This is a genomic window from Aeromonas sp. A04, from assembly GCF_047780465.1.
GTDB classification, from domain to species: Bacteria; Pseudomonadota; Gammaproteobacteria; order Enterobacterales; family Aeromonadaceae; genus Aeromonas; species Aeromonas bestiarum.
This window is the reverse complement of sequence record NZ_JBLNHP010000002.1, coordinates 1-12,517: the sequence shown is the minus strand read 5'-3', so window position 1 is coordinate 12,517 and position 12,517 is coordinate 1. Positions and strand designations below refer to the sequence as shown.

General features: G+C 61.4%; 10 protein-coding genes. 4 read left to right on the top strand and 6 right to left on the bottom strand.

The genetic code is table 11. From position 1 onward, the window contains the following. Window positions 1-11 precede the first annotated feature (11 nt). Entirely contained in the window at window positions 12-1,550 is a 1,539-nt protein-coding gene (lysS, locus tag ACM3N8_RS07815) for a lysine--tRNA ligase (RefSeq protein WP_042866684.1), read from the top strand. A 120-nt stretch (window positions 1,551-1,670) separates the two neighbouring features. Here the strand turns inward: lysS and ACM3N8_RS07810 are convergent, their stop codons facing one another. Next, on the bottom strand, window positions 1,671-2,477 hold the full coding sequence (locus ACM3N8_RS07810; protein WP_416015913.1) for a PhzF family phenazine biosynthesis protein: 807 nt from the start codon (window positions 2,475-2,477) through the stop codon (window positions 1,671-1,673). 199 nt (window positions 2,478-2,676) lie between these two features. Here ACM3N8_RS07810 and ACM3N8_RS07805 point away from each other — a divergent pair, with 199 nt between their 5' ends. From ACM3N8_RS07805 to ACM3N8_RS07795, 3 genes are read left to right on the top strand one after another with little or no spacing between them, the layout of a single operon-like run. Further along, complete coding sequence (locus tag ACM3N8_RS07805) at window positions 2,677-4,467, top strand: assimilatory sulfite reductase (NADPH) flavoprotein subunit (RefSeq protein WP_290017922.1); 1,791 nt, start codon at window positions 2,677-2,679, stop codon at window positions 4,465-4,467. Next, window positions 4,467-6,191 (top strand): assimilatory sulfite reductase (NADPH) hemoprotein subunit, encoded by a 1,725-nt coding sequence (cysI, locus tag ACM3N8_RS07800; RefSeq protein WP_290017924.1) that lies wholly within the window; start codon window positions 4,467-4,469, stop codon window positions 6,189-6,191. Before ACM3N8_RS07805 ends, cysI begins: the two co-directional genes overlap by 1 nt. After that, complete coding sequence (locus ACM3N8_RS07795) at window positions 6,181-6,999, top strand: phosphoadenylyl-sulfate reductase (protein WP_290017925.1); 819 nt, start codon at window positions 6,181-6,183, stop codon at window positions 6,997-6,999. Before cysI ends, ACM3N8_RS07795 begins: the two co-directional genes overlap by 11 nt. Window positions 7,000-7,118: 119 nt before the next feature. On the opposite strand, the gene proX is transcribed toward ACM3N8_RS07795, so the two are convergent. The 5 genes from proX to ACM3N8_RS07770 all read right to left on the bottom strand — a co-directional run. Continuing rightward, window positions 7,119-8,114, bottom strand: a complete 996-nt coding sequence (gene proX / locus ACM3N8_RS07790; protein ID WP_290017927.1) for a glycine betaine/L-proline ABC transporter substrate-binding protein ProX — start codon at window positions 8,112-8,114, stop codon at window positions 7,119-7,121. Beyond that, window positions 8,111-9,262 carry a glycine betaine/L-proline ABC transporter permease ProW gene (gene proW / locus ACM3N8_RS07785; protein ID WP_290017929.1) on the bottom strand — a complete coding sequence of 384 codons (1,152 nt, stop codon included), beginning with the start codon at window positions 9,260-9,262 and terminating at the stop codon, window positions 8,111-8,113. The genes proX and proW overlap by 4 nt, the downstream gene beginning before the upstream one ends. Continuing rightward, window positions 9,259-10,455 carry a glycine betaine/L-proline ABC transporter ATP-binding protein ProV gene (gene proV, locus ACM3N8_RS07780; protein ID WP_043556197.1) on the bottom strand — a complete coding sequence of 399 codons (1,197 nt, stop codon included), beginning with the start codon at window positions 10,453-10,455 and terminating at the stop codon, window positions 9,259-9,261. Before proV ends, proW begins: the two co-directional genes overlap by 4 nt. Window positions 10,456-11,006: 551 nt before the next feature. Next, window positions 11,007-12,101, bottom strand: coding sequence for a hypothetical protein (locus ACM3N8_RS07775; RefSeq protein WP_290017930.1), 1,095 nt, complete (start codon window positions 12,099-12,101; stop codon window positions 11,007-11,009). Window positions 12,102-12,111: 10 nt separating this feature from the next. Next, on the bottom strand, window positions 12,112-12,517 hold a 406-nt coding region (locus ACM3N8_RS07770; RefSeq protein WP_416015909.1), incomplete at its 5' end, for a hypothetical protein.

The window sequence follows — 12,517 nt, the reverse complement described above, 5'->3', positions numbered from 1 at the left end:
CAGGAATCACCATGTCTGAACAAACCACAACTCCGGAAGTCGACCACACTCTCGAACTGAACAACGAGATGACGGAGCGTCGTTCCAAGCTGGCCGCCTTGCGTGCCCAGGGCAACCCCTTCCCCAACGACTTCCGTCGTGACAGCCTCTCCGGCGATCTGCACGCCGAGTTTGGCGACAAGAGCGCCGAAGAACTGGTGGCCTTGGGTAAACAGGTGAAGATTGCCGGTCGCATCATGACCCGCCGGATCATGGGCAAGGCGTCCTTCGCCACCCTGCAGGACATGGCTGGCAAGATCCAGGTCTACGTGACCCGTGACGATCTGCCGGAAGGCTTCTACAACGAGCAGTTCAAGAAGTGGGATCTGGGTGACATAGTCGGCGTGGAAGGGACACTGTTCCGCACCAACACAGGTGAACTCTCGGTGCACGTCTCCACCATACGTCTGCTGACCAAGGCACTGCGTCCGCTGCCCGAGAAGCACAAGGGTCTGACCGACCAGGAAGCACGCTGCCGCCAGCGTTACCTGGATCTGATCGCCAACGAAGAGTCCCGCAAGACCTTCATGATCCGCACCAAGGTGGTTGCCGGCATCCGCAAGTTCTTCAACGACAAGCGCTTCATGGAAGTGGAAACCCCCATGATGCAGGTCATCCCGGGTGGCGCCTCCGCGCGTCCGTTCGTCACTCACCACAATGCGCTGGACATCGACATGTACCTGCGTATCGCCCCCGAGCTCTATCTGAAGCGTCTGGTGGTCGGTGGTTTCGAGCGCGTGTACGAGATCAACCGCAACTTCCGTAACGAAGGCATCTCGGTTCGTCACAACCCCGAGTTCACCATGATCGAGTTCTACATGGCCTATGCCGACTACATCGATCTGATGGACCTGACCGAAGAGCTGCTGCGCACCCTGGCGCAGGACATTCTGGGCGACACCAAGATCCGTTACGCCAAAGAGGGCGAAGAGGGTCTGACCATCGACTTCGGTCAGCCGTTCCAGCGCCTCACCATGGTGGACTCCATCCTGAAGTACGCCGATGGCGTTACCCTGGAAGATCTCTCCACCCTGGAGAGCGCCAAGGCCGTTGCCAAGCGTCTGCACATCGAGCTGATGAAGGGCTGGGAGCTGGGTCACGTGATCACCGCCATCTTCGAAGAGACAGTGGAGCACATGCTGCTGCAACCGACCTTCATCACCGAGTACCCGGCCGCCGTCTCCCCGCTGGCGCGCCGCAACGACGTGAACCCGGACGTGACCGACCGCTTCGAATTCTTCATCGGTGGCCGCGAGCTGGCCAACGGCTTCTCCGAGCTGAACGATGCGGAAGATCAGGCCAAGCGCTTCCAGGATCAGGTGAACCAGAAAGAAGCCGGTGACGACGAAGCCATGTTCTACGACGCCGACTTCGTGACCGCGCTGGAACACGGCCTGCCGCCGACTGCCGGTCAGGGCATTGGTATCGACCGTCTGGTCATGCTGTTCACCAACAGCCACACCATCCGCGACGTCATCCTGTTCCCAGCCCTGCGCCCGCAACAGAAATAAGTCCGATGCGCAGGCCTGGCCTGCACCTCGATGGCAACAAAACGCCCCGCAACTGCGGGGCGTTTTTTATGGCGAAGGCAGCCCGGTGGCGGGCCCCCGAGGGTAACGCACACCGGCACCTCACGGGGTGGGCGGCAGCAGCCACTCCCCCTGCCACAGGGTCAGCGCCTGGCCCGACATCCACACGCGATCCCCCTGCAACTCGAGCACAAGCTCCCCGCCCCGCGCCGAGATCTGGCGTGCCCTCAGCTGCGTCTTGCCGAGCCGCTCGGCCCAGAAGGGCACCAGGGCACAGTGGTTGGAGCCGGTGACGGGATCCTCCTCCACCCCGACCCAGGGGGCGAAGTAGCGGGAGACGAAGTCATCATCCCCGCGGCAGGAAGGGGCCGTCACCATCAGGCCGCGACCGGGCAGGGCGCGCAGGGCGTGAAAATCGGGGGTGAGCGCGCGGACTTCCTCCTCGCTTGCCAGCTCCAGCAGAAACTTGGCGCCGGCGGCCAGAGTCTGCACGGGTGTGCAACCGACCGCCGCCCCATAGGCAGGATCCAGCGCCAGAGGCGTGAGCGGGATACACGGGAAATCGAGCCGGATCCACTCTCCCTCGCGCCTGGCCAGCAGTTCCCCGCTGCGGGTCTCGAAGCGGATGACCTCCTGCGGTGCCACAGCCCCCGTCTGCCACAGCACATGGGCGGCCGCCAGGGTACCATGACCACAGAGATCCACCTCCACCGCCGGGGTGAACCAGCGCAGCCGATAGTGCGCGGCCCCTATGGGCGTGAGAAAGGCGGTCTCCGACAGGTTGAACTCGGCCGCCATGGCCTGCAGCTGCGCATCGGACTGGGCCGGCCCCAGCACCACCACGGCCGGGTTGCCGCCAAAGGGCTGCCGGCTGAAGGCATTGACATGAAACAGTCTGATAATCGACATTCGCATTTCCTGTGGTGCCACGACCGGGCTCATTCATCGCCGTTTATACCATGAAACCGGGCCCTGCCCGAACGGACCCAGGAGCCCGCCAGGCACGTTTTTAATGCACTAATAGAATAAAAAAGACATTTTTATTCTTTGTTGTTATCCATCACACCCCTTAACCTGACCAAAAATCAGACCATGGAAGACGAGTGTGATGCAATTGAAGGATTCTCTGACCAACCTAGCCCCCCTCTCTGATGAACAACAACGTCAGCTGAACCAGGCGCTCTCGACCCTCAATACCCAGCAACTGGTCTGGGTGAGCGGCTATCTCTACGGTCTCTCCCAATCCGGCAGCCAGCCTGCGGCAGCCAGCGGTGCGCCGGCGGCACCCGGCGGCAGCCTGACCATTCTCTACGGATCCCAGACAGGCAACGCCAAGGGCGTGGCCAGTGCCATCAAGGCACAGGCCGAGGCACGCGGCCTGCCGGTGACCCTCACCTCCATGGCGGACTACAAACCCAAGCAGCTCAAGAAAGAGACCCACCTGCTGGTGGTAGTGAGCACTTACGGGGAGGGTGAACCACCGGAGAGCGCGGTCGATCTGTTTGAGCAGCTCAAGAAGGGCAAGGTCGGCAAGCTGGAGGGGCTCAAGTTCGCCGTACTGGGGCTGGGTGACAGCTCCTACGAATTTTTCTGCCAGACCGGAAAGGATTTTGATGGCCTGCTGACCAAGGCGGGCGCCGATCGCGTGCATGAGCTTGCCAGCCTGGATGTGGACTATCAGGAGGCCGCCAAGGCCTGGGGCGAGCAGGCGGTCAATGCCATTGCCACCACCCTCTCCGCAGGTTCGACCAGCAGCAGCGTGACGAACGCGGTGCAACAGGCGGTCGGCCACAGCCAGTACGACAAGGCCAACCCCTTCCCGGCCCGCCTGTCACTGAATCAGAAGATCACCGGCCGCGACTCGACCAAGGATATCCGCCATGTCGAGATCAGCCTGGAGGCGTCCGGCATCACCTATCAGCCGGGGGACGCCCTCGGGGTCTGGTTCGACAACGACGCCGATCTGGTGGGGGAAGTGCTGGCCCTGGCCGGACGTAGTGGTGACGAGGCGACCGCCCACGGCAGCCTGCGCGAGGTGCTCACCCGCAACCTGGAGCTGACCCGGCTGCACGGCGGCTTCATCACGGGTCTCGCCGAGCTATCCGACAATGCGGCGCTCAAGGATCTGGCCGGTGACAAGGCTCAGGTCAACGCCCTGGTGGCCTCTGCCCAGGTGGTGGATGCGCTGAAACGCTTCCCGACCCCCTTGAGCGCAGAACAGCTGATCGGCCTGCTGCGCCCGCTCACCCCGCGCCTCTACTCCATCGCCTCCGCCCAGAGCGAGGTGGAAGAGGAGGTGCACCTGACAGTCGCGGTGGTGCGCTACCCGCAGGAAGATGGCACAGTGCGCTCTGGCGCCGCCTCCTCCTATCTGGCGGACAGGCTGGCCGAAGATGCCGAGGTGCGGGTGTTCGTGGAGCACAACGACAACTTCCGCCTGCCGGCCAATCCCGATACCCCCGTCATAATGGTGGGACCGGGCACCGGCATAGCCCCCTTCCGCGCCTTTATGCAGGAGCGTGAGGCACAGGATGCCTCGGGCAAGAACTGGCTCTTCTTCGGCAACCCCCACTTCACCCAGGATTTCCTCTATCAGGTGGAGTGGCAGCGCTATGTGAAATCGGGTCTGCTGTCGAAGATCTCGCTGGCCTTCAGCCGGGATCAGGCCAACAAGATTTATGTGCAGGACAGGCTGCGTGAAGCGGGCCTGGAGCTCTACCAGTGGCTGGAAGCAGGTGCTCACTTCTATGTGTGCGGTGATGCCAATCACATGGCGAAAGATGTGCAGGAGGCCCTGCTGGATGTGATTGCCGAACACGGCCAGAAGAGCCGTGAAGAAGCAGAAGAGTATTTGAGCGAATTGCGTCGTGCCAAACGTTATCAAAGGGATGTCTACTGATGAGCAAGCAACCAATCTCGAAACAAGCAGCAGGACCGGTTGAAGGGCCACTGTCCGACAACGAGCGCCTCAAGCGCGAGAGTAATTTCCTGCGCGGCACCATAGAGCAGGATCTGCAGGATCCCCTCACCGGTGGCTTCAACGGCGACAACTTCCAGCTGATCCGCTTCCACGGCATGTATCAGCAGGATGACAGAGACATCCGCCCCGAGCGCACCGCCCAGAAGCTGGAGCCCCTGCACAACGTCATGCTGCGCGCCCGCCTGCCGGGCGGCATCATCACCCCGGCCCAGTGGCAGGTGATCGACAAGTTCGCCGAGGAGCACAGCCTCTACGGCAGCATCCGCCTGACCACCCGCCAGACCTTCCAGTTCCACGGTGTATTGAAGCGCGACATCAAGCTGATGCACCAGACCCTCAACAGCACCGGCATCGACTCCATCGCCACCGCGGGCGACGTGAACCGCAACGTGCTCTGCACCAGCAACCCGGTGGAGTCCGAGCTGCACCAGGAGGCCTACGAGTGGGCCAAGAAGATCTCCGAGCACCTGCTGCCCAAGACCCGCGCCTACGTGGAGATCTGGCTGGATGGCGAGAAGCTGGGGGGTGACGAGGAGCCGATCCTGGGTTCCAACTACCTGCCGCGCAAATTCAAGACCACAGTGGTGATCCCGCCCCACAACGACGTGGACATCCACGCCAACGATCTCAACTTCGTGGCCATCGCAGATGGCGGCAAGCTGGTGGGCTTCAACGTACTGGTGGGCGGGGGTCTGGCCATGACCCACGGCGACCCCAGCACCTACCCGCGCAAGGCGAGCGACTTTGGTTTCATCCCGCTCTCCCACGTGCTGGAGGTGGCTGCCGCCGTGGTCAGCACCCAGCGCGACTGGGGCAACAGGGTCAACCGCAAGAACGCCAAGACCAAGTACACCCTCGAACGGGTCGGCGCCCCGGCCTTCAAGGCCGAGGTGGAGAGCCGCGCCGGCATCAAGTTTGGCGAGGTGCGCCCCTATGAGTTCACCAGCCGTGGGGATCGCTTTGGTTGGGTCGAGGGGATCGACGGCAAGCATCACCTCACCCTGTTTATCGAGAATGGCCGCCTGCTGGACTTTCCGGGCAAGCCGCTCAAAACCGGCATGCTGGAGATCGCCAAAGTGCATCAGGGGGATTTTCGCCTCACCGCCAACCAGAACCTGATCATCGCAGGCGTGCCTGCCAGCGAGAAGGCCCGCATCGAAGCACTCGCGCGCCAGTATGGCCTGCTGGATGACGGCGTGAGCGAGCAGCGCAAGCAGTCCATGGCCTGCGTGGCCCTGCCCACCTGCCCGCTGGCGATGGCAGAAGCGGAGCGCATGCTGCCGGCCTTCGTCACCGACATCGAAGGTCTGCTGGCCAAGCACGCCCTGGCGGATGACGCCATCATCTTCCGGGTCACCGGCTGCCCCAACGGCTGCGGCCGCGCCATGCTGGCGGAAGTGGGTCTGGTGGGCAAGGCCCCCGGCCGCTACAACCTGCACCTGGGGGGCAACCTGGAGGGGACCCGGATCCCCCGCCTCTATCAGGAGAACATCACGGAGCCGCAGATCCTGGCGGAACTGGATACGCTTATCGGCCGCTGGGCCAGGGAGCGCGACGGTCACGAGTGCTTCGGTGACTTCGTGATCCGGGTTGGGGTGGTTGCGCCCGTCATCGACTCCGCGAGGGACTTCTATGCAGCCTGAACTGACTGATGGCGGGCGGCTGACACTGACCGCCGATGGCAGGCTCGACCTCAATGCCCTGCTCTCCTTGAGCCGTGAAGAGCAGAGCGAGGCGCTGGCGCCTATCAATCAGGCTCTCGAGGCCATAAGCGCCCCCGAGCGGGTGCGCTGGGCGCTGGCGAACCTGCCAGGGGAACACGTACTGTCGTCTAGCTTCGGCATCCAGGCGGCGCTGATGCTGCACCTGGTGAGCCGCGAGCGCAGCGATGTGCCCGTGGTGCTGACCGATACCGGTTATCTGTTCCCCGAGACCTACCGCTTTATCGATGAGCTGACCGGGCGCCTCGCGCTCAATCTGAAGATATACAGGGCCGAGCTGTCACCGGCCTGGCAGGAGGCGCGCTTCGGCCTGCTGTGGGAGCAGGGAGTGGAGGGGATCAGCCGCTACAACCAGCTCAACAAGGTGGAGCCCATGGATCGCGCCCTGAACGAGCTGGGCGCCCAGACCTGGTTCTCCGGCCTGCGCCGTGAGCAGTCCGGCAGCCGGGGCCAGCTGCCTGTGCTGGCCATCGCGCGCAGCCGCTTCAAGTTCCTGCCGGTGATCGACTGGAGCAACAAGGACGTCTTCTACTACTTCAAGGAGCATGACCTCCCCTACCACCCGCTGTGGGAGCAGGGTTACCTCTCGGTCGGCGACGTGCACACCACCACCAAGTGGGAGCCGGGCATGAGCGAGGAGCAGACCCGCTTCTTCGGCCTCAAGCGCGAGTGCGGCCTGCACGAGGAGAGTGTCCAGGAAAGTGGCGAGCAGAGCGGCTCCGGCATCTGAACCCGCCGACAAGCCAGGATCCTGACAATAAAAAACGCCCGGCAACTGCCGGGCGTTTTTTATTGCTGAGGTGCAGCGGCCAAGGTGTGCAGGAAATAGCACGCCGCCACGCCATCCGCTTATTGCACGGCGGCACGCGCCTGGGTCAGCCAGTCGTTGACCAGGGCCTCATGCCCCTTGAGCCAGGCCTCGGCGTGGCGCTCAATATCCGCCGGTTTGTTCTGGCCCTTGTTCATCAACCCGTTCTGGATGTTGATGTCGTTCAGCGGCAGCTTGACGATGCTGAACAGCTTGGCCGCCGCCGGGTTGGCCTCGGTGAACGCCTTGTTGGCCACTATGTGCATTGTGTTGACCGGAAAGCCGTAATCCTTGCCGTTGGGCAGGCGGGTCTGGGCGGCATCCTTGGCACCGGCAGGCACTTCCAGCCACACCACGTCCCGTCCCGGCACCAGCTCACTGCTCAGCCAATAGGGAGTCCAGGTGTAGTAGAGCACCGGCTTGCCACTCTGGTAACGGGCCCGGGTATCGGCGATCAGGGCCGCGTAGTTGCCCTGCTTGTGGGTGACGGTCGGGGTCAGGCCGAACTCGTCCAGATGATGGTTGATGGCCTCTTCACAGCCCCAGCCCGGGTTGCAGCCCACCAGATCGGCCTTGCCGTCGCCATCGCCGTCAAACAGCGCCGCCAGCTTGGGATCCTTGAGCTGACCCAGGTTGGTGATGCCGTACTGGGTGGCGGTCTTCTTGTCGATGAGGTAACCCTGGGCGGCGCCCGATACATAGGTGCCCTGGCGGAAGAACACCTTGTCGCCGCCGGCCTGTTCGTACTTGTTGTCCTGCAACGGGATCCAGTTGAAGGCCAGGAAGGTGCCATCGCCCTGCGCCACCGAGGCGTAGGCCACGTTGTAGTCCACCTCCTGCACCGCCTGGACGTCATAGCCCAGGCGATCCATCAGCTTGCTGACCAGCAGGGTCTGGAAGGTCTCTTCCGGCAAGGAGCTCTGCAAGGGTTGAACGCGGATCCCCTCCCCCGGCAGTTCGGTGCTGGCCATGGCGACCGAACTCAGCAACAGGGAGTTCAGCACCAGGGCGCTCAGGGTCTTAGTGATGAATCTCATGCGTTTACTCCTTTGTAATCAATAACGTTACGGCGACCGCGCAGGCGCATCAGCAGGGCCACGGGACCATGTTGATACCAGCGGCCTGTGTGGCTGCGATCCCGCTGTCCCATGGCCTGGGTCAGACGGTCGAGCACTATGGCCAGCAGCACTATGCCGAGGCCACCGATGGAGGCGAGCCCCATGTCGAGGCGACCTATGCCGCGCAGCACCATCTGGCCCAGACCACCGACCGCTATCATGGAGGCGATCACCACCATGGAGAGCGCCAGCATCAGGGTCTGGTTGACCCCGGCCATGATGGTGGGCATGGCGAGCGGCAGCTGTACCTTGAACAGCAGCTGGGAGGGGCTGGCGCCAAACGAATGGGCCGCCTCCACCAGATCCGCAGGCACCTGGCGGATCCCCAGCATGGTCAGCCGGATCATGGGCGGCAGGGCGAAGATGACGGTCACCACCACCCCCGGCACGTTGCCGATGCCGAACAGCATGACGATGGGAATGAGATAGACGAAGGCCGGGGTGGTCTGCATGGCATCCAGCAGCGGCCGGGTCCAGGTGGAGAGCCGCTCGCTGCGGGCCAGCAGAATGCCGACCGGCAAGCCGATCAGGATGCAGAAGAAGAGCGAGGTCAGCACCAGCGACAGGGTCACCATGGCATCGGACCAGGCACCTATGAGGCCAATCCCGACGAGAGAAAGCAGGGTTCCGATCGCCATGCGACCGTTGACCAGCTGCCAGGCGATCAGGGTCAGCATCCCTATCATCAGGGTGGATGGCATCGTCTGCAGCAGATGGGTCATGCCGTTGAGAGTCACTTCTACCGGCGCCCGGATCAGCTGGAACAGGGGACGCAGGTTCTCGACCAGCCAGCCGATGCCGCCCTCGACCCAGACATCCAGCGGTACCAGCGCCTGCTGGAAGGGATCCAGCCAGTCGACGGCCGCGGAAGTATCCGCCGCTTCAATCTGGCTCTGCCAGTCGGCGGCCTGGGTTGCGGTACTGCCCCAGGGATCCGTGGCCACAGTCGTGGCGGCCGTGGCGCCCCAGGGATCGGCCTGCGCCTCATCGGCCCGGGCGGGGGCGCTCGCCAATAACAACAGCGCCAGCAAGCCGGTCAGCAGACGATGAAAGGGTTTGATATTCATACCGGGGTACTCCTGTCCAGGGTGTTCAGCAAGTTGGCCTTGGAGATGAGCCCCAGATAGGTGCCATCTTGCTCGACCACGGGCACCTGACAGGGCGCTGCGGCCACCTGACTGATGAGTTCGTTGAGAGAGGTGTCGGCCTGGATGGGCTGGATATCGGCCAGCAAGGCCTGCTCCAGGCTTCCCTTGTTTTGCACCGCCTGACCGAGCGACTCGACCGAGACGACGCCGAGGAAGCGACGGCTGCGATCCACCACGTAACCGAACTCCCGCTCCTGATCCTTGAGCTGACGCAGGGCGTTGCCCGGCCCGTCCGTGGTGTGCTTCTTGATGAGTGGCATCTGCTTGCGACTGACGATATCGCGGGCACTGAACACGTTGGCCAGATCCACACCGCGAAAGAAGGCACGTACATAGTCGTTGGCGGGCTGGCTCAGGATCTCGTCGGGGGTCCCGACCTGGATCACCTGACCATCCTGCATGATGGCGATGCGATCGCCGATGCGCATCGCCTCGTCCAGATCGTGAGAGATGAAGACTATGGTGCGCTGATGGCTGGCCTGCAGCTTGAGCAGCTCATCCTGCATCTCGGTGCGGATCAGCGGATCCAGCGCGGAGAAGGCCTCGTCCATCAGCAGGATATCGGGGTCATTGGCCAGCGCTCGGGCCAGGCCGACCCGCTGCTTCATGCCACCGGAGAGAGCATCGGGGAAGGCGTCCATCCACTGGCCCAGGCCCACCTGATTGAGTGCCTGACGGGCACTTTCCTGGCGTTCGAGAAGCGGCACACCGGCCAGCTCCAGGCCGAAGGCGGTATTTTCCAGCACGGTCAGATGAGGCATGAGGGCGAAAGATTGGAACACCATGCTGATCTTCTTGCGCCGCACCTGGCGCAGTTCACTGTCCGAGATGGCGGCAATGTCCTCACCGTCGATCAGCACCTGACCACGGGTCGGTTCGATCAGCCGGTTGAAGAGGCGCACCAGGGTGGATTTGCCCGAACCGGACAAGCCCATCACCACGAAGATCTCTCCCTCGTGGATGGCCAGATCGACCCCATGCACACCCAGGGTCTGCCCGGTCTTCTGCAGAATGCTGGCGCGGTCGTGCCCTTTCGCCAGCAATTTGAACGCCTTTTCCGGCTGTTCTCCGAAGATTTTATAGAGTGATTTCACTTCGAGTTTGACTGTCATACTGTCCTTTTTTCATGGTCGACATCTTGGTAGTTAACCTGCCGAACGCGAACCAATTACTTTCTACACTAAGCAATTTTCATGAAAAACAAAAGAACCATAAGAGTCCACACAAAACAATGAAAACATAACATATTGATTTATAACTATTATTTTTGACAAGAAAAAGCCATAAATCGACAAGCATGGGCCATGCCAGCACGAATTATTTGATTAGATAACTAATCATAGTTCTGTTTTGACAGGCCAATAAGAGGGGAAAATCAGGCAGACCGGGGGATGCCGCCAGGCAGGATCCCGAACAGGCCGTAGGGCTGGAGAAATCATTACATCCCTAATGATATGCAGGCGAAAAACAAGGGAATATAGGAGAGGGGGTGAACGCAGCAATGGCGGAGGCCTTGCCTGCCGGGCAGCTCTTGAAACAGGATTACACAATACCAGGACCAGACACAGATCCGGCCCTGTTGTCTACGGGTCCTCTCTGCCAGTACAGCTCCTCTTCTTGAATAGACTTGTACGAATTCTTGCAAGAGTAACCGCTGTCACAGTTATCCCATTTTTCGTCTTGGTTTCGGCGTATCACCACGCTGTGGTGGCCACTTGGGAATACCTCGGGCCAGAACTGCCTCCAGCTCGCTCAGACTCGGCCAGGCATCTGGTTCTGCTGATGCAGGAGGCTGGCACATCTGCGCCAACAGTACCGGAGCTTCGGGATAGTGAGTGGCAAAGTGACGTGGCAGGGCTGCGTAAGGCCACACGTCGGCGGGATCCTCCAGCGCAGGCGGCAGCACATCAAAAGGCGCAGCCATCAGGGGATGATTCACCACCGGCAAGGGCAATCCCGCCCATTGGCGCAGGCGTAACACCAACAACACTTCCAGCGGCCAGTAATGCCACCAACCTATGATTGCCTCCTCTCGATGAAAACGGGGATCCTTGAGCCCGCCGTAAGTGTGCAAATGGCACGCCTGGGTCAACAAGTGACCCACCGCATTCAGATCCTCACAGTCCCACAAGGTCAACAGCGCCAGATAGAGAGGCTCCCGAGCCAAGTCAACGCCAAGTGGCAAGGGCCCCCACCCCAGAAAGCGGCTGGTTAGCTGCAAGGCAAAGGCTTCTATAAAATAGGGACGAATATACTCATTCGCGGGGCAAATAGCTGGGGCACTATGAGCCAATGCCACACAATCCATCAAACGACGGCGATCACCAAGCAAGGCCAGGTGCATTGCCACAAAGCCTATACGATGAAATTTGAAACCAGCATCGGGTTGTAATTGGCCAGATTGTTTACTTCGATACAGCTCCATCTGGTAGTAACGAACCAGTTGCCAATAGAGCAGCGGATAGCGGCGATATGTCGTTTGTGGCCAACTGCCTGCCAGCAGGCTTGTACCCAACAAGTGATCCAGCTCCGCCAAGCAAACACTCTCGACCATTGGCAACACCGCGTATTCATCCCCTTCAGGAACGGGGATATTGGCGAGCGTCTTATCAATCCATTGTCGGTCTGTATCGTAAAATTGATTTTCACTTGAAATCCTTGATGACAGCTTCTTGCGGCAATATGGATCTCGTTTGGGAAAGCGGGGCCAGGAAGCGTAATCAAATTGGGCGAGCAGGGCGGTCAGGTGAGGAGACATACACATTCTCTTATGGGGTCGATGAGGATGCCGTGGCACTCTTTCTGCTCGGTGTGGGAGCATCTCCACGCTGTGGTGGCCACTTGGGAATACCTCGGGCCAGAACAGCCTCCAGCTCGCTCAGACTCGGCCAGGCATCTGGTTCTGCTGATGCAGGAGGCTGGCACATCTGCGCCAACAGTGCCGGGGCTTCGGGATAGTGGGTGGCAAAGTGGCGCGGTAGGGCTTCATAAGGCCACACCTCGGCGGGACCCTCCAGCGCAGGTGGCAGCACATCAAAAGGCGCGACCATCAGGGGATGATGAACTACCGGCAAGGGCAACCCCGCCCATTGACGCAGGCGTAATACCAACAGCACCTCCAGCGGCCAGTAGCACCACCAGCCGATGATCGCCTCCTTTCGATGGAAACGGGGA

What these genes read in the sequence shown, in the direction of transcription:
- ACM3N8_RS07805 (WP_290017922.1), top strand. Translation starts at nt 2,677, where the DNA reads ATGCAATTGAAGGATTCTCTGACCAACCTAGCCCCCCTCTCTGATGAA.
- proV (WP_043556197.1), bottom strand. Translation starts at nt 10,455, where the DNA reads ATGACAGTCAAACTCGAAGTGAAATCACTCTATAAAATCTTCGGAGAA.
- ACM3N8_RS07775 (WP_290017930.1), bottom strand. Translation starts at nt 12,101, where the DNA reads ATGTCTCCTCACCTGACCGCCCTGCTCGCCCAATTTGATTACGCTTCC.
- cysI (WP_290017924.1), top strand. Translation starts at nt 4,467, where the DNA reads ATGAGCAAGCAACCAATCTCGAAACAAGCAGCAGGACCGGTTGAAGGG.
- lysS (WP_042866684.1), top strand. Translation starts at nt 12, where the DNA reads ATGTCTGAACAAACCACAACTCCGGAAGTCGACCACACTCTCGAACTG.
- proW (WP_290017929.1), bottom strand. Translation starts at nt 9,262, where the DNA reads ATGAATATCAAACCCTTTCATCGTCTGCTGACCGGCTTGCTGGCGCTG.
- proX (WP_290017927.1), bottom strand. Translation starts at nt 8,114, where the DNA reads ATGAGATTCATCACTAAGACCCTGAGCGCCCTGGTGCTGAACTCCCTG.
- ACM3N8_RS07810 (WP_416015913.1), bottom strand. Translation starts at nt 2,477, where the DNA reads ATGTCGATTATCAGACTGTTTCATGTCAATGCCTTCAGCCGGCAGCCC.
- ACM3N8_RS07795 (WP_290017925.1), top strand. Translation starts at nt 6,181, where the DNA reads ATGCAGCCTGAACTGACTGATGGCGGGCGGCTGACACTGACCGCCGAT.